Origin of the sequence: Magnetovibrio blakemorei (genome assembly GCF_001746755.1) — a bacterium.
In the GTDB taxonomy this organism is placed as follows: Bacteria; Pseudomonadota; Alphaproteobacteria; order Rhodospirillales; family Magnetovibrionaceae; genus Magnetovibrio; species Magnetovibrio blakemorei.
Map to the genome: position 1 here is coordinate 41,586 of NZ_MCGG01000008.1, position 16,783 is coordinate 58,368.

Sequence of the window (16,783 nt, forward strand, 5' to 3'; positions counted from 1 at the left end):
CGGTCATCCAGCAATCGAGATTTTGAGAACGGCGAAGATGGCGGAGGCGGCAAACAAAACCGACCCGTACTTCACGAGCAACAGCATTCCCATTTTCCAAATTTCGGAATGCACGTAGTCCTCGATCACGACTTGCAAGCCGAGCTGCGTGTGATGGAACATGGTCACCACAAGCAACACCAGGAATACGGAGTTACCAAATTCACTGGCCCAGGCGTGGAAGGTGCCGTAGTCCGAGCCAGTCAGCGTAATCAGGGAATAAACGAACCACAAAGACAGCGGCAGCAAAGCCACCGCGCTCATGCGCTGCGCCCACCAATGATGAACGCCTTCGCGGGTTGAGCCCAAGCCGCGCACGCGGCCCAGTTTCGATTGCAAAACGCGCTTTTGTTGCGGGGTGTTGATCATCTCAAATTCCTCCTCACAACTTGCCAACATGGCCGTAAGCCATGAGCCAGCTGAGCACGGTCAGCGACAGGGACGTGATCACCACGATGGCTCCGGTGATACGCAACCGAGGCATATCAAAGCCCCACAGCATGTCCCAGCCCAAGTGCCGAATGCCGTTGCACATGTGGTAGAACAAAGAAAACGTGAAGCCGAACAAGACAAGGCGTCCGAACCACGATTCCAAAAGCACCTGGGCGCGGCCAAAGGCTTCCGGCCCATACGCTGCGGACGCCAGCCAGTACGTCAAAAGCAATGCGGCCAGTGCCAAAGTGACCCCGGTCATCCGGTGCAAGATGGAAAGTATGGAAGTGATTTGCGGGCGATAAACCTGCAAATGCGGTGAAAGTGGTCTTGTGTTGTCACGCATAAGCTGAACTCCGCTCCCTATTGGAGAACTCGATTGTCCCGCCCCCCAACGGGTATGTCAACGCACGCCCTACACAAACATGGACATGTGGTTTTTGTGAAAACCACTCATATCCGCGTGGGCATCAATACAGTGTAGTCGAAATCCAGCACGACTGCAGGATCATATTTACCCGCCCCATCCTTATAGGGGAAACCCTGGGCATTTCGATCTTTCAGGCCGACCGTGCGCAGGCGCAGCGCACCTACGCCGGGATGGCCGGGAAGTTCCATTTTGTCCAAAACTTCGGACCACGCATAAACCGTGTCGCCGGCAAAAATCGGCGCGACGTGGCGACCGCCGTTGATGGCGGCAATCTTGAACGCATTGGCTAAGCCATTGAACGTGATGGACCGGCAAATGGAAATCACATGGCCGCCATACACGATGCGCTTGCCAAAGCGGCCGTCTTTTTCGGTGTGCTGATTAAAGTGCACGCGCGCGGTGTTTTGGTACATGCGGGTGGCGAGCGCATGCTCAGCCTCTTCGACGGTGAAGCCGTCCACATGATCGATTTGTTCGCCCACCGCGTAATCGTCCCAAGTGTGGGCACTGCCCGCGAGCGTGAAGTTGTATTCGCCCATATCCAAATCCGTCGGTGCGGCCAAGTGCTCAGCCGCCACAGATTCGGGCAAATCGGGCACCACCGCATCCGGCGCAGGGCTGGCAGGGTCTTTTTTGTTGACCATCACCCAGCGCACAAAATCCGCGACCAGTTCGCCGCGTTGGTTTTGTCCGACCGTGTGCACATAAACGATGCCGGTTTTGCCGTTCGAGGTTTCTTTCAGGCCAATCACTTCGGAGCGCGACGACAGCGTATCGCCAGCATACACCGGGCTCACCATGCGCCCCGCCGCATAGCCCAAATTGGCCACCGCGTTCAACGACACATCCGGCACCGATTTGCCAAACACAATGTGAAACACCAACAAATCATCGATGGGGGCGGCTTCATAACCCAAGTCCATGGCGAAGCTGTCGGCGGACTGAACCGCGAAACGAGACCCGTAAAGGGCGCAATACAGCGCGACGTCACCTTCCGTCACGGTGCGCGGGGTGGCGTGTTCGATGACTTGTCCCAACTGGAAATCTTCAAAAAAGTTCCCGGTTCCGGTTTTAATGCTCATCTGTCGCTTTCATCACTTCGGTGTGTAAAAAATTAAACAGGGTCTTATGCCGCCAAATCGGCTTGCAAAAGGCCGATCATGTCAGACAGGGCGACCAGCCGTTTGGCTTCAGCCACATGCAGGTTTTCAACCAATTTGCCGTCCACCACCACCACGCCCTTGCCTTCGGCTTGTGCGGCTTCAAACGCGTCGATGATTTTTTTCGACCACGCGACGGCGTCATCAGAAGGGGCGAAAATTTCGTTGGCCTTGGCAATGGTCTTGGGATGGATCAACGTCTTGCCATCAAAGCCCATGTCGCGGCCTTGTTCACAGGAATACGCAAAGCCTTCATCATCGTCCAAGTTCAGATGCACGCCGTCGATGGCGGCCAAGCCGTAAGCCCGCACCACCAGCAAACAATGGCTGAGCGACGATTGCAGCGGCACCCGTTCCCGCGTATGGGCGGCGTGAAGGTCTTTGGCCAAATCGGATGAACCCATGACAAAACAGCCGACTCGTGGACTGGCCGAGCCGATGTCTTGGGCGTTGAGGATGCCCAGCGGCGTTTCCATCATGCACCAAATCGACTGTGTCTCGGGGGCGCCTGCGGCTTCCATAATGCGTTCCACCTGATGAATGGTGGTGGGGCCTTCGACCTTGGGCAACAATATCGCATCGGCACCCGATGTGGCGGCGGAAACAATGTCTTGATAGCCCCAAGGGGTATCTAAGCCATTGGTGCGCACGATGATTTCACGCTGGCCGTAGCCGCCTTCTGCAAGTGCTGCTGTGATTTGAGCACGCGCCTGTTCTTTGGCATCCGGCGCAACGGCATCTTCCAAATCCATAATCAAGGCGTCGCACGCCAGGCCACGGCCTTTATCCAAGGCGCGCGCATTAGATCCGGGCATATACAAAACGCTACGCCGTGGGCGAGCGGGGTGCTGGTTGGTGGGCATGGGGAGGCCTCCGCTATCAAGTCATTGTGCACCTGCGAACACGCAATATGCCCAACTTCTCAAATGATGGCAAGTCCCGACAATACGCTTGTCGAAGAGATTGTTATTGCCCACAATGGCCTATAATTACAATCATACTAAACTACCGACTTATTTCGCCGAATATATACATTTAGGATGAAGACGCTCATGGCAACTGGTTACCTGGAAAAGGTGCGATTTTTGATTGTCGACGACAACAGCTTCAGTCGCCAAATTACACGTCTCATCCTTATGCAGTTTGGCGCACGCGATATTGTCGAGGCTGCTGACGGCATTGCCGCACAAAAGGAAACATGCTCCTTCAAACCCGACATCATCTTGCTCGATTGGGTTATGAGCCCCATGGACGGGGTTGAGTTCGTTCGCTGGTTGCGCGAATCCGAAGATAGCCCCTCACCGTTCACCCCGGTGATTATGGTCACGTCGTATTCGCACATGAGCAACATCATGCAAGCGCGGGACTTGGGCGTTAATGAATTTTTGGCCAAGCCGATTTCGGCAAAGTCTTTGTTGATGCGCATCAAAGCGGTGATTGAAAAGCCCCGCCAGTTCGTTCGCGCCAACCCTTACTTCGGCCCCGACCGACGCCGACGCCCCCTACCCCATCGCGAAGAAGAACGTCGCGGCCCCCTTGATCTGCAGTTTGAAGACGACGTAAGCCAATAACGTTTTTAGCGCCATGAAACGCACGCGTTCGGACATCGTAGAGCGCATACCGGCAAAATCGCTTGCCCCGCCCCCAACGCCCCCTATGTAAGTTTAAGACCATAAGTAAGATAAGGCAGACACCTTTCGGCATTCCGATTCAGGCTTGGTTGGGATGCAACCCTCTGTACTTGTATGATTTTTGGCGCTAAAATATTCTACATACTCCAGCTGTGTTTAGAGGGTCTCATGGGACAGAGCAGTTATCTTGCCAACATCAGGTTTCTCATCGTCGATGACAATTCGTTCATGCGCGGCATTTTGCGACGCATTCTGGACACGCTGGGCGTGAATGAAATCAACGAAGCCGCTAACGGTGAAGAAGCCCTCGAAACCCTTAAAAAATGGCCCGCCGACATCGTCTTGTTGGATTGGGAAATGACGCCGTTCAACGGCATTGAATTCACCAAAATGGTGCGCAACTCCCACGATTCCAGCAAGGCCTTTGAACCCATAATCATGATTTCCGCCCATTCGGAATATTGGCGTATTTCTGCGGCGCGCGATGCGGGCGTGACGGAGTTTTTGGTGAAACCCATTTCCGTGAAAGCCCTGTTTTCGCGCATTCAAAACGTCATTGAAAATCCGCGCCCATTCGTCAATGCCCCGGGATTTTTTGGACCCGACCGCCGCCGCCATGAGGTGAACCACCAACAAGAACGGCGCGAGCACGATCCCGACCAAATTTCACCGGATCTGGTCATGAGCCAAGATGAAATCAACGATTTTTTCAGCACCCACCCGAACGACCCGGCACACATGCCAAGTTATACCCCTGCGACACCGCTCAAATCAGACGCCTCGGACGATAAAGCTCCAGATACGACGAGCTAGAATCAGGGCAAAACAAAACCGCCCCCGTCCATGAACGGGGGCGGCTTGATCGTATTGGGCGTGTAAAAGGGCTTATTTGCCCAAATAATCGCTGGCCAGAATTTCTGCGATCTGAACCGTGTTGAGGGCCGCACCCTTGCGCAGGTTGTCGGACACACACCAGAAATTCAAACCGTTTTTGACCGTTGGGTCTTTGCGGATACGTGATACGAACACCGCATCTTCACCCGCACATTCCGCAGGCGTGACATAGCCTCCGTCTTTGTGGTGATCGATCACGGTGACGCCCGGCGCTTCGCGCAATACGTTACGGGCTTCGTCTTCACTGATGCCCTTGACGAATTCCACGTTGACCATTTCGGAATGACCGATAAACACCGGAACCCGTACGCACGACGCACACACTTCGATGTTGGCATCGAGAATCTTTTTGGTCTCGACCACCATCTTCCATTCTTCTTTGGTCATGCCGTCATCCATGAATTTATCGATGTGCGGAATGACGTTGAAGGCGATTTGCTTGGTGAAAACCTTGCGATTTTCTTCCGCAGACTGGTTCACGTAGACGCCTTTGGTCTGGTTGAACAGTTCGTCCATGGCCGCTTTGCCGCCGCCCGATACCGACTGATAGGTCGCCACCACCACGCGTTTGATGGTCGCCAAATCGTGCAAGGGCTTTAGCGCCACCAGCATCTGAATGGTCGAACAGTTGGGGTTGGCGATGATGCCTTTCTTTTTGTAGCCCGCAATGGCTTCGGGGTTCACTTCCGGCACCACCAAAGGCACGTCCGGGTCCATGCGAAAGTGCGAGGTGTTGTCGACCACCACCGCGCCCGCAGCCGCAGCCTTGGGGGAAAATTCTGCCGAAACCGACGCGCCGGGGCTGGACAAAACAATGTCAGTGCCCTTGAAGTCAAAGGTCGCCAAATCTTGACACTTCAAGATCTGATCGTCGCCATAAGAGACTTCTTTGCCAACCGAACGGTGACTGGCGAGTGCGATCACTTCGTCAGCCGGAAACTTCCGTTCAAACATCGTTTGCATCATTTCCCGGCCCACATTGCCGGTGGCGCCGACGACCGCAACTTTATAACCCATTTTGTCTTTCTCCTCCGTTTGAGCCCGCATCTGGCTTTTTGCTCTTGGGGCCCATAAACCAAGGCCCGCGGAGCTGTCCGCGGGCCTGGTTGCATTCAAGCAAAACCATGTGCCCGCTAACAGCGAGTGGTGGTTTTGGTGGTTTTTGTTTTCGCAGCATAACGAGCGCCAACGGCCATAAGCGCCGGGGCGGGAAACAATTCATACTGTGCCAAACCCTGGCTCATGAAAGCGTCCTCGTTCAAATCTGTGCTTTTTTACACTTGAAATGGGGCAAAAGCAACAAATTAGGCTTTAGCTCAGCTTCTCCAGCTCTTCGATCAGCGCGTCGCCCATGCCCGACGTGCTGACTTGGGTCATGCCGTCGCTCATGATGTCGGCGGTGCGCAGGCCGCGCGCCAAGACGTTTTGCACGGCGTTGTCCAAGTGGTCGGCGTCTTCGGTCATGTCGAAGCTGTAGCGCAGCATCATCGAGTACGACAGCAACGTCGCCAGCGGGTTGGCTTTGCCTTGGCCCGCGATGTCCGGCGCGGAGCCGTGGACCGGTTCGTACATGGCAGGGATTTTGCCGGTTTTTTCGTCTTTGGCGCCGAGGCTGGCGGACGGCAGCATGCCCAAAGATCCGGTCAGCATGGCGGCGCAATCGGACAGCAAATCGCCGAACAGGTTGTCGGTCACGATAACGTCGAATTGGGCCGGCCAGCGCACCAACTGCATGGCGCAGTTGTCGGCGTACATGTGACCCAGCTCCACGTCGGCGTAGTCCGCCGCGTGCACTTCATTGACGATCTTGCGCCAGAACACGCCCGATTCCATGACGTTGGCTTTTTCCACCGAGGTGACTTTGTTGCTGCGTTTTTTCGCCAGCTCAAAGGCCACCCGCGCCACCCGGTCGATTTCGTGTTCGCTGTAGATTTGCGTATCAAAACCATAGCGCACGCCGTTGCGCACGTCTTCACCGCGGGGCTCACCAAAGTACACGCCCGCCGTCAATTCGCGCACGATCATGATGTCCAGGCCGCGCACCAATTCGGGCTTCAAACTGGAACTGTCGATCAGCGCATCAAACACCAAGGCCGGGCGCAGGTTGGCGAACAGGTCCATGTCCTTGCGCAGGCGCAGCAGTCCCGCTTCGGGGCGGTGTTCGCGCGCCACGTTGTCCCACTTGGGACCGCCCACGGCCCCCAACATCACCGCATCGGCAGCCAGGGCTTTTTCCATGGTTTCGTCGGTGACGGCACAGCCGTGCGCGTCATAACACGCCCCGCCGACCAAATCGTCTTCGACCTGAAAGCCGGTATCGCGCTTGTCGTTGGACCAATCGATGACTTTTTTGACTTCGGCCATCACTTCGGGGCCGATGCCGTCGCCTGCCAGCATGAGAATGTTTTTGGTGTTGGACACGATCAAATTTCCTTACGCAAAGAGCCAGGGCTGGCTGGCCTTCTGTTTGGTTTCATAGCTGTCGATCTTGTCCGCTTTTTTCTGCGTCAAGCCGATGTCGTCCAGGCCTTCCAGCAAGCAGTGCTTGCGGAACGGATCAATCTCAAACTTCACTTCGCCGCCGTCGGGGCCAGAGATCGTCTGGGCTTCCAGATCGATGGTCAAGGTCGCGTTGGAGCCGCGTTCGGCGTCGTCCATCAATTTGCCCAACGTCTCTTCATCGACGCGGATCGGCAGCATGCCGTTTTTGAAGCTGTTGTTGTAAAAGATATCGGCGAAGCTGGTGGAAATGATCACCCGGATGCCAAAATCGTTGAGCGCCCAAGGTGCATGTTCACGCGACGAGCCACAGCCGAAGTTGTCCGCCGCAACGATGATCTGGGCGTTGCGATAAGCGGGCTTGTTCAACACAAAATCGGGATTTTCCGAACCGTCGTCCAGGTAGCGCATTTCATCAAACAAATGCACACCCAAACCTTCGCGCTTGATGGTCTTCAAGAACTGCTTGGGGATGATCATGTCGGTATCGATGTTGCGAATCGGCATAGGTGCCGCGACACCGGTGAGCTTGGTGAATTTTTCCATGGTCGCCGTCCCTCTTGTTATACCAGTTTGCGCACGTCTGTGAGGCAGCCTTTAATCGCTGCCGCAGCAGCCATGGCGGGGCTCACCAGATGGGTGCGTCCGCCCTTGCCTTGACGGCCTTCGAAGTTGCGGTTGGATGTGGATGCACAGCGGTCGCCCGGTGCCAGACGGTCGTCGTTCATGGCCAAGCACATGGAGCATCCCGGTTCGCGCCATTCAAAGCCCGCTTCCAAGAAGACCTTGTCCAGGCCTTCTTCTTCGGCCTGTTCTTTGACCAAGCCCGAACCCGGCACCACCAAGGCGCGCACACCGTCCGCGACTTTGCGGCCCTTGGCGATGGCTGCGGCTTCGCGGAAGTCTTCGATGCGCCCGTTGGTGCACGAGCCGATAAAGACCGTGTTGATTTTCACACCTTCGATGGCCTGTCCGGCTTTGAAGTCCATATAAGCGATGGCGCGGCCGATGGCGGTTTTCTTTTCAACGTTGGATTCGTTTGCCGGATCGGGCACGTTTTCTTCAATGGACAAAACGTTTTCCGGGCTGGTGCCCCAGGTGATTTGCGGGGCCATGTCGGTGACGTCCAATTCGATCACTGCGTCATAGTGTGCGCCCGGATCGGATTTCAACGTCTGCCAGTAAGCGACAGCCTGTTCCCACGCACCCGCTTTGGGGGCCATGGGACGGCCTTTCAGATAAGCAAAGGTCTTTTCGTCCGGGGCGATCAAGCCCGCGCGCGCACCGCCCTCGATGGTCATATTGCAGACCGTCATGCGGCCTTCCATGGACAGCGCTTCGATGGCCTCGCCGGCGTATTCGACCACGTATCCGGTGCCGCCCGCAGTGCCGATTTTGCCGATGATGGCCAGTACGATGTCCTTGGCGCTGCAATAAGACGGCAGCGTGCCGGACACCTTGATCAGCATGTTTTTGGCGGGCTTTTGCAGCAACGTCTGGGTGGCCAGAACATGTTCGACTTCCGACGTGCCGATGCCGAACGCCAGCGCGCCGAACGCGCCGTGGGTGGCGGTGTGGCTGTCGCCGCAGACAATCGTCGTGCCCGGCAGCGTGAACCCTTGTTCGGGCCCAACGATGTGCACCACGCCTTGGCGGATGTCATCCATCTGGAAATACGGCACGTGAAAATCAGAAACGTTCTGTTCCAAGGTTTCAACCTGGATACGCGATTCCGGGTTGGAGATGCCTTTGGAGCGGTCCGTGGTCGGCACGTTGTGATCGGCCACAGCCAGCGTCGCATCGGTGCGGTGCACGGTGCGCCCGGCGGTGCGTAACCCTTCAAAAGCCTGGGGGCTGGTCACTTCGTGGACCAAGTGGCGATCAATATACAAAAGGCATGTGCCGTCATCTTGCACATCAACCAGGTGAGCATCCCAGATTTTGTCGAAGAGCGTTTTTGGCATCGTTCAGGGCCTGTTTTGTTGTTTTCAGAATCACACGGACTTAACCGCATATGCGCTAAGTACAGCACATATAAGCACGCATCGCGCTTGGCCCCATAGCCACGGTTACCGTCAGGCGATCACCTTTTGGTGTTCACCTGACGGTCCGTTTTGAACGGTGCCAAAAGCAGAGCTTCCCAATGCAAAAGGCTTATTCGCCTTTGGCCTCGGCAGCAGCGGCTTTTTTCGCCTTGGAAGCGGCTTCGCGATCGGCCTTGATGGACGCTGCGACGGCCTTATCGGCGGCGTTGAGCTTGGCTTTGTTGCCATCGGTCTGTTCGCGGATACGTGCGGACTTACCGGTGCGGCCACGCAGGTAATACAGCTTCGCGCGGCGCACATCGCCACGACGAATCACTTCAATGGCCGCCACGTTCGGCGAATGCAGCGGGAACACACGTTCCACGCCTTCACCGCTGGAAATCTTGCGCACGGTGAATGCAGAGTTCAGACCTGCATTTTTACGCGCAATGCACACGCCTTCAAACGCCTGCAAGCGTTCGCGCGTACCTTCAACCACCTTCACCTGAACGCGAATGGTATCACCCGCGCCAAAATCCGGGATATTCTTCTCAGCCGAGAGCTTGCCAAGCTGCTCTTTTTCGAGCTCTTCGATGATGTTCATGGCACTCATCCTTTTCTTTCAAAGTCCATTGCCGGGGCGCACCCAGGCGAAATCAAAATTCAATTCTCTTCACATCCTGATTTCTCAGGAGCCGCATTAAACGCCAGCCATAAATCGGGACGTCTTTCCCGAGTGATGGCCTCTGCCTGTTCGCGCCGCCAAGCGCGGATGTTCGCGTGGTGACCCGACAACAAAACGTCTGGCACCGTGCGCCCTTCCCACTCTTGAGGGCGCGTATAGAGGGGGTATTCAAGCAACCCCTCTTCAAAACTTTCCTCTGCGTGCGATTGATCTGACCCCATCACGCCGGGGATCAAACGCACGCACGCGTCCATCAAAACCAATGCCGCCACTTCTCCGCCCGACAACACATAGTCGCCGATCGAGATTTCCTCGACATTGTGGGCGTCCAGCACACGCTGGTCGACCCCTTCATAACGGCCACACAAAACCGCTACACCCGGCCCTTCGGCCAGTTCCCGGACCCGGTTTTGGGACAGCGGGCGACCCCTGGGGGTCATATAGATCAGCGGCACGTCGCCGCCCAATCTGGATCTCACATCACGAACCGCCAGGTCCACCACATCGGGGCGCATCACCATTCCGGCGCCGCCCCCACTGGGTGTGTCGTCTACGGTGCGGTGTTTATCGCGTGCAAACCCACGGATGTCCACCGTTTCCAACGACCAGCGCCCGTCTTCAAGCGCTTGTCCCGCCAACGACTGACCCAAGGACCCCGGAAACATATCCGGGAAAAGCGTCAACGCCACCGCCCGCCAGGGCACCTTGGGTGCGTTTTCGCGCCTCGTCTCAATCGTCATACCCACCCCCGTCTGGACCTTCGTCTTGTCCATCTTGTGGTTCCGGATCACCCGGTTCCAACAGACCTAGAGGCAGGTCAATCACCAAACGTCCAGCCGCCACATCCACCAGCGGCACCGCCGCTTTGGTGAACGGCACCAACACGGTGCCGTGGTTGATGGTCTTCACTTCAATAAACGGCCCACCGCCAAAATCATTGGCCTCAATCACGCGACCGAACGGCGTACCGTCGAGAAGTTCTGCATCAAGACCCTGCAAATCGGAAAAGTAAAACTCGTCCTCTTGCGGTTTCGGCAACAGCTTGCGCTCTATATAGAGCTTTTGCCCGTTGAGCGCTTCGGCCGCTGTGCGGTCGTTGATGCCCTTGATGCGGACCACCAGTTGCTCCTTGTGTTTTCCCGTCACCTTAAGCTCAAAAACCTTTTTTCCGGTTTCATCCTTAAGGGGCCCGTAGGAGGCGAGAGCGCTTGCGTCAGCAGTAAAACTTTTGACGCGCAGCTCGCCTTTTAGGCCCCGCGCCGAACCAACAAGTCCGACACAGATGAGCTCGTCTTTGGAGCTTTGAGCAGTGGGGTCAACCATGACCAACTTAGACCTTGGCTTGAAGCCAGACCAAGAGCGTTAGCCCTCAGCCGCGGCCTCTTCTGCAGGTGCTTCTTCAGCCGGAGCTTCTTCAGCAGGTGCAGCAGCGGCTTCGGCAGCAGCAGCTTTTGCAGCTTCAGCAGCTTCAATCGCTTCAGCAGCTTTGGCTTCTTTTTCTGCAATCCGCTCCAAAGCTTTCGCTTTGGGCTTGTTCTTTTTGGTCTGCTGAGGAATGGCCGGTTTTTCGGCCAGGCCAGCAGCGCCCAAGAAGCGTGCAACGCGGTCAGACGGCTGTGCGCCGAGACCCACCCAATGGGTGATGCGGTCTTCTTTCAACACCACGCGCTGGTCACTGTCTTTGGCCAGCATCGGGTTGTAAGTGCCGACACGCTCGATAAAGCGGCCGTCACGGGGGCTGCGGGAATCCGCAACAACGATACGGTAGTAGGGGCGCTTTTTCGCGCCACCGCGGGAAAGTCGAATACGCAGAGACATGGTTCTCGCTATCCTTTTCTATGTTTGTTCGTTCAATCCAAAATTCGAAACCAAGGCATTGCCCCGGCTAATGCGTAACGTTCATCACTTAAAACCAGGCGGAAGGTTAGGCATCGCCCCACCACCCATACCCGGTATATTGGGCATTTTGAGCAGGCCTTTTTTGCCCATCTTGCCCATATTCTTCATCATCTTGCTCATCGTTTCGAATTGCTTGAGCAAGCGGTTCACTTCCGGAACCGTGGTCCCGGACCCAGCCGCGATGCGTTTGCGCCGCGAGCCGTTGATCAGTTTCGGGTTGCGCCGTTCGCGCAATGTCATGGAACGAATGATCGCTTCTTGGTGAGCGATCTTTTTTTCGTCGATGTCGGCGTTGGCCAACTGTTTTTTCATTTTGCCCATGCCGGGCATCATGCCCATCAGGCCCTTCAAGTCGCCCATTTTACGCAACTGACCGATTTGATTGGCCATGTCGTCCAGGGTGAATTGCCCCTTCATCATGCGTTCGGCGGTTTTTTCGGCCTCTTCTTGGTCGATGACTTGCGCGGCGCGTTCGACCAAGCCGACCACGTCGCCCTGGCCCAAAATCGAGCCCGCGACGCGCTTGGCGTCAAACGCATCCAGCTCATCAATTTTTTCGCCGACGCCTAAAAATTTAATCGGTGTGTTGGTGACGGCGCGCATGGACAACGCCGCACCGCCGCGGGCATCGCCGTCAACACGGGTCAACACAATGCCGGTGATGCCGACCTTGTCGTGAAACTCTTTGGCGACATTGACCGCGTCTTGGCCGGTCATGGCATCGGTCACCAACAGGGTTTCGCCGGGGTTTACCGCGTCGCTCACCTGTTGGACTTCGCTCATCAACGCTTCGTCGATGTGCAAACGCCCGGCGGTGTCGAGCATCACCACGTCGTAACCTTCGGTGCGGCCAACGTTCATGGCGCGCTTGGCGATGGCGACGGGCTGTTCGCCAAAAACGATTGGCAAGGTCGCGATGTCGTTTTGCTGGCCCAACTGCGCCAACTGCTGTTGCGCGGCAGGACGATAGATGTCCAACGACGCCATCAGCACTTTTTTCTTGTCCAAGCGCGTCAGACGCGCGGCGATTTTCGCAGTGGTCGTGGTTTTACCGGAACCTTGCAGACCGACCATCAACACCGCGTTGGGTGGATTGCCATGAACGCGCAAGGGTTGGGGTTCTGCGCCCAGCATCTCGACCAAATGATCGTGCACCACCTTGACGACCAATTGGCCGGGGGTGACGGAGCGTAATATTTGTTCGCCAACGGCGGCTTCAGACACTTTGGCGATGAAATCTTTGACCACCGGAAGAGCGACGTCGGCCTCGAGCAGCGCAATACGCACTTCGCGCATGGCTTCGGAAACGTCCGAGGCCTTCAGCGCGCCGCGTCTTGTCAGCTTGTCGAATACGTCGCCAAGCTTATTGCTCAAACCTTCAAACATGCTCATTCCAGCTTTGTCACGCCCCAAAAGACGCCTTAAAAACTCACTTCCATCAACGCCTTAGGCCAAACGAAAATCGCGCCAGTGCGCGAAACTCGCGGACTGGCGGTGCCCTCAGTGCAGAGGTCTCAGGGCATCTTCGGTTCAGCTATGAGGCTGATGGATGCGGCTATCTACCCCGTCGAAGCGCTGAGAGTCAACACCTTTCGGCTTTTTTCCCACAATTCCAAGGCTGAACACCACCACCGTATTTTGGGGCAATTCAACCTATACACTTCAAAAGGGTTGATTCATGATCCGGTTTGGTTGTTTTATCTTAAACGAAACACTGACACGTTTACGCGGTGTCTTCTTTAATAGCCTTAATCCTGGAGCCTAACCATGAGCCGTCGACCGCCTAAAGAAACCCCTGACCCCATTGATATCCATGTTGGGCAACGCCTGAAAGCCCGCCGGGTGGGATTGCGCATCAGCCAGTCGGATATCGGCAAGGCGCTCGACGTGACGTTTCAGCAAGTGCAAAAATACGAAAACGGGGCCAACCGCATTGGCGCCAGCAATCTTTACAAACTGGCCCAGGCGTTAAACGTCGATGTATCGTATTTTTTTGAAGACATGCCCTCGGCACAAAAAATGCGCTCCCTGTCCGATCAGCCCGCCGCAGCCTTCGAACACGACCCCATGAGCCAGCCGGAATCGATCAAGCTGGTGCACAACTACTTCCGCATCGCCAGTCCCAGCGTGCGGGCGCGCATGTTTCAGTTGGTCAAATCCATTGCCGACGCCGAAGCCTTGGGGGAAGACCCGGACAACGCGTGATTGGTCTTAACACCCAAGAGTGCCTTTTTTCCAAGCGCTTTGACGGGCTCCATTCCCCTTTCTCCCATTCTTAAAATCATACAGTTTTGTGCATGTGCCTCAGAGCATGAATTTGCGCGCCCATCAACACAACCTTAAAGAGTTTGAATATTTAGTGTATACCTCAGAGTGCACAACCAATATAATGCATGCCTACACTTATACACCTATTAATGAGCCTAGCGCGACACCTTGAAAGCCGCACCCATGACAGTTCGCTCGACACCGCCGATCAAACCCAAGCTGATCCCCAGCAATGATCACGTCCCCATGCAGCGGACCAAGCCACCCTTAACCAACGATTTCGACCGCTTCTTTCCCATTCGCATCAAAGCGATGCGCCTGTCCCTGAACCTTAGCGCCGCGATGATGGACCGCCATGCCGGCTTTAGCCCCGGCACAACGGGGCGTTTGGAGCGGGGGGAATTGCGGGTCTACGCCAACCATCTGTACGCGCTGTGCGCCGCCACCGGCGTGCCCATCGGCTTTTTTTACGACACCCTCGACGATGCCCAGAGCCCTGAGGCTTCCCCCGGGGGTTCATATGATCAAGAACTGGAAAAACAGCGCCTTTTGCTGGCCTTCATGAGCATCAAAGACCCGACGATCAAGCGCGATGTGTTTGAACTGATTGAAACCCTGGCCAACGAATACCCCACCAAAGCGCCGTAAGCGCCCAAAATCCTGGACTTTGGGGCCTTTTCCCCCATATATAGCGTCCATGGCAGCACTTGATTTCATAAAGATGCACGGACTTGGCAACGATTTCGTGATCCTGGACGGTCGTGACGGTGGACTTTCCCTGTCTGCGGGCGACGTGCGCGCCATTTCTGCCCGCCAACGGGGCGTCGGTTGCGATCAGTTGATCGTCCTGGAACCCGCCCGGAACGAATTGGCCGACGTCTTTATGCGCATTTACAATCCCGATGGGTCTGAAAGCGGTGCGTGCGGCAATGCCACACGGTGCGTCGCAAGCCTGCTGATGGCGGAACAAGACGTCACGGAAGTCATTGTCGAAACCATTTCCGGCTTGCTCGATTGCGAAAACGTTGGTGACGGACTGTACAGCGTCGACATGGGTCTGGCGCGCCTAGATTGGCGCGATTTGCCCTTGTCCCATGCCTGTGACACGGACAACCTGCCCATCGAAATCGGTCCCCTGAAAAACCCGGTGGGCGTCAACATGGGCAATCCCCACGCGGTGTTCATGGTCGCCGATGCCAACGCCATCGACTTAAACACCTTCGGTCCCTTGATCGAACACGATCAATTGTTTCCCGAACGCACCAACGTCGAAGCCGTAGAGGTTTTGGCCAACGACCGCATCCGCATGCGCGTATGGGAACGCGGCGCCGGCATCACCCAGGCCTGTGGGTCGGGGGCGTGTGCCGCATTGGTCGCCACCGCCAGACGGGGCTTGACCGGGCGCAAAGCCGATGTGGTGCTGGATGGTGGAATCTTGACCATTGAATGGATGGCCGACAACAACGTCTTGATGACCGGACCCGTCGCCACCAGCTTTCGCGGTCAAATCGATCCCAGCCTGTTGGGGTCAAAGCCGTGAAAGACACCAACATCATCACCTTGGGCTGTCGCCTCAACACGCTTGAATCCGAAGTCATGCGCGACGAAATGGCCAAAGCAGGGGTCACCGATGCGGTGATCATCAACACCTGCGCCGTCACCGCCGAGGCCGAGCGCCAAGCCCGCCAGACCATCCGCCGCATCAAGCGTGAACGCCCCACCGCGCGCATCATCGTGACCGGATGCGCCGCCCAATTGGACCCCGCCAAGTTCGCCAGCATGGCCGAAGTCGACCGGGTGGTCGGCAACGCGGAAAAACTCAACGGGGCACAGCTTTTGGGCTTTGGCCAAAACGATCCGTCCTCCATCGTTGTTTCCGATATCCAGGAAGTCAAAGAAACCGCCGGGCATCTGGTGTCCGGTCTGGACGGTCGCACGCGGGCTTTTGTCATGGTCCAGCAGGGCTGCGACAATGATTGCACGTTCTGCATCATTCCCGCCGCCCGCGGCCCCAATCGCTCCGTGCCGCTTGACGCCATCGTCGCCCAAGTGCACAAGCTGGTCGCGGCAGGGCACTTGGAAGTGGTGCTCACCGGCGTCGACATTGCGGCCTATGGCTCTGATTTGGGCTTGTGTGATGACCACGGCACGGGCCTCACCACCATCGTGCGCGCCATCTTGGCGGGTGTGCCCGACTTGGCGCGTTTGCGCCTCAGCTCGCTGGACCCGGCGCGCTTGAACGACGGTTTTTTCGAATTGTTGAAAACCGAACCTCGTTTGATGCCGCATCTGCACTTGAGCCTGCAGGCGGGCGAAGACTTGGTGTTGAAGCGCATGAAACGCCGCCACTCCATTGCCGATATCCGCCTGATCGTCGAGCGCGCCCTGAGTGCCCGTCCGGGTCTGGTCTTCGGCGCGGATTTGATCGCGGGTTTCCCCACCGAATCTGAGACGATGTTTGAAACCACGGTCCGCAACGTCCAAGACCTGGGCCTGCACTATTTGCACGTGTTTCCTTATTCCAGCCGCCCCGGCACCCCTGCCGAGCGCATGCCCCAAGTGCCCGGCGACGTTGCCAAAGCCCGCGCCAAACGCTTGCGCGAAGTGGGCGACGCAAACTTGGCCCGCCATCTTGAAACGCTGCGCGGAACGACCCAAACGGTGCTGGTGGAAAAAGCCGACTTTGCCCGCACCGAAACCTTTGCCCCCGTTCGCTTGACGACCCCCGCAACGCCGGGGAACCTCATCCAGGTCACCATCACCGGGCACCAAGACGGCGAGCTTTTGGCCGCCAGTTCGTCCGTGCAGGCCGCAGAATAAGC

The 16,783-nt window shown here is 56.7% G+C and carries 19 protein-coding genes; 6 read left to right on the forward strand and 13 right to left on the reverse strand.

The window, feature by feature from the left end; genetic code table 11:
- Nucleotides 1–3: 3 nt before the first annotated feature.
- From sdhD to BEN30_RS01815, 4 genes are all read right to left on the reverse strand, one after another.
- Nucleotides 4–408, reverse strand: a complete 405-nt coding sequence (sdhD, locus tag BEN30_RS01800) for a succinate dehydrogenase, hydrophobic membrane anchor protein (RefSeq protein WP_069956631.1) — start codon at nt 406–408, stop codon at nt 4–6.
- A 13-nt stretch (nt 409–421) separates the two neighbouring features.
- Nucleotides 422–817 carry a succinate dehydrogenase, cytochrome b556 subunit gene (gene sdhC / locus BEN30_RS01805; RefSeq protein ID WP_069956632.1) on the reverse strand — a complete coding sequence of 132 codons (396 nt, stop codon included), beginning with the start codon at nt 815–817 and terminating at the stop codon, nt 422–424.
- Nucleotides 818–924: 107 nt separating this feature from the next.
- Entirely contained in the window at nt 925–1,983 is a 1,059-nt protein-coding gene (locus BEN30_RS01810; protein ID WP_069956633.1) for a MaoC family dehydratase, read from the reverse strand.
- Nucleotides 1,984–2,027: 44 nt separating this feature from the next.
- On the reverse strand, nt 2,028–2,924 hold the full coding sequence (locus BEN30_RS01815) for an HpcH/HpaI aldolase/citrate lyase family protein (RefSeq protein ID WP_069956634.1): 897 nt from the start codon (nt 2,922–2,924) through the stop codon (nt 2,028–2,030).
- Nucleotides 2,925–3,113: 189 nt separating this feature from the next.
- On the opposite strand from BEN30_RS01815, the gene BEN30_RS01820 reads away from it, so the two are divergent.
- The gene (locus BEN30_RS01820; RefSeq protein ID WP_069956814.1) at nt 3,114–3,632 is read left to right on the forward strand and encodes a response regulator; all 519 of its coding nucleotides are present in this window, start codon (nt 3,114–3,116) and stop codon (nt 3,630–3,632) included.
- A 228-nt stretch (nt 3,633–3,860) separates the two neighbouring features.
- The gene (locus tag BEN30_RS01825; protein WP_069956635.1) at nt 3,861–4,505 is read left to right on the forward strand and encodes a response regulator; all 645 of its coding nucleotides are present in this window, start codon (nt 3,861–3,863) and stop codon (nt 4,503–4,505) included.
- A gap of 72 nt (nt 4,506–4,577) precedes the next feature.
- Here BEN30_RS01825 and BEN30_RS01830 read toward each other — a convergent pair whose 3' ends face one another.
- The 9 genes from BEN30_RS01830 to ffh form a co-directional block, all read right to left on the reverse strand.
- Complete coding sequence (locus tag BEN30_RS01830) at nt 4,578–5,603, reverse strand: aspartate-semialdehyde dehydrogenase (RefSeq protein WP_069956815.1); 1,026 nt, start codon at nt 5,601–5,603, stop codon at nt 4,578–4,580.
- Nucleotides 5,604–5,897: 294 nt separating this feature from the next.
- On the reverse strand, nt 5,898–7,007 hold the full coding sequence (gene leuB, locus BEN30_RS01835) for a 3-isopropylmalate dehydrogenase (protein ID WP_139134798.1): 1,110 nt from the start codon (nt 7,005–7,007) through the stop codon (nt 5,898–5,900).
- Between the two features lie 12 nt (nt 7,008–7,019).
- On the reverse strand, nt 7,020–7,631 hold the full coding sequence (leuD, locus tag BEN30_RS01840) for a 3-isopropylmalate dehydratase small subunit (RefSeq protein WP_069956636.1): 612 nt from the start codon (nt 7,629–7,631) through the stop codon (nt 7,020–7,022).
- 17 nt (nt 7,632–7,648) lie between these two features.
- Nucleotides 7,649–9,049, reverse strand: coding sequence for a 3-isopropylmalate dehydratase large subunit (leuC, locus tag BEN30_RS01845; protein WP_069956637.1), 1,401 nt, complete (start codon nt 9,047–9,049; stop codon nt 7,649–7,651).
- Between the two features lie 190 nt (nt 9,050–9,239).
- Nucleotides 9,240–9,713, reverse strand: a complete 474-nt coding sequence (gene rplS, locus BEN30_RS01850) for a 50S ribosomal protein L19 (RefSeq protein WP_069956817.1) — start codon at nt 9,711–9,713, stop codon at nt 9,240–9,242.
- A 59-nt stretch (nt 9,714–9,772) separates the two neighbouring features.
- A complete protein-coding gene (gene trmD / locus BEN30_RS01855) occupies nt 9,773–10,534 on the reverse strand; it encodes a tRNA (guanosine(37)-N1)-methyltransferase TrmD (protein ID WP_069956638.1) in 762 nt (253 codons plus the stop codon).
- The gene (gene rimM / locus BEN30_RS01860) at nt 10,524–11,117 is read right to left on the reverse strand and encodes a ribosome maturation factor RimM (protein ID WP_069956639.1); all 594 of its coding nucleotides are present in this window, start codon (nt 11,115–11,117) and stop codon (nt 10,524–10,526) included. Before rimM ends, trmD begins: the two co-directional genes overlap by 11 nt.
- 39 nt (nt 11,118–11,156) lie before the next feature.
- Nucleotides 11,157–11,612 carry a 30S ribosomal protein S16 gene (gene rpsP, locus BEN30_RS01865; RefSeq protein ID WP_069956640.1) on the reverse strand — a complete coding sequence of 152 codons (456 nt, stop codon included), beginning with the start codon at nt 11,610–11,612 and terminating at the stop codon, nt 11,157–11,159.
- An 84-nt stretch (nt 11,613–11,696) separates the two neighbouring features.
- Nucleotides 11,697–13,079 (reverse strand): signal recognition particle protein, encoded by a 1,383-nt coding sequence (gene ffh / locus BEN30_RS01870; RefSeq protein ID WP_069956818.1) that lies wholly within the window; start codon nt 13,077–13,079, stop codon nt 11,697–11,699.
- Between the two features lie 381 nt (nt 13,080–13,460).
- Here ffh and BEN30_RS01875 point away from each other — a divergent pair, with 381 nt between their 5' ends.
- From BEN30_RS01875 to mtaB, 4 genes are all read left to right on the forward strand, one after another.
- Nucleotides 13,461–13,898, forward strand: coding sequence for a helix-turn-helix domain-containing protein (locus tag BEN30_RS01875; RefSeq protein WP_069956641.1), 438 nt, complete (start codon nt 13,461–13,463; stop codon nt 13,896–13,898).
- 246 nt (nt 13,899–14,144) lie between these two features.
- Nucleotides 14,145–14,609: a helix-turn-helix domain-containing protein gene (locus BEN30_RS01880; RefSeq protein WP_069956642.1), complete on the forward strand. Its 465-nt coding sequence runs from the start codon at nt 14,145–14,147 to the stop codon at nt 14,607–14,609.
- Between the two features lie 73 nt (nt 14,610–14,682).
- Nucleotides 14,683–15,501 carry a diaminopimelate epimerase gene (gene dapF, locus BEN30_RS01885; RefSeq protein WP_245648954.1) on the forward strand — a complete coding sequence of 273 codons (819 nt, stop codon included), beginning with the start codon at nt 14,683–14,685 and terminating at the stop codon, nt 15,499–15,501.
- Nucleotides 15,498–16,781: a tRNA (N(6)-L-threonylcarbamoyladenosine(37)-C(2))-methylthiotransferase MtaB gene (gene mtaB, locus BEN30_RS01890; protein WP_069956644.1), complete on the forward strand. Its 1,284-nt coding sequence runs from the start codon at nt 15,498–15,500 to the stop codon at nt 16,779–16,781. Before dapF ends, mtaB begins: the two co-directional genes overlap by 4 nt.
- The last annotated feature ends 2 nt before the right edge of the window (nt 16,782–16,783 follow it).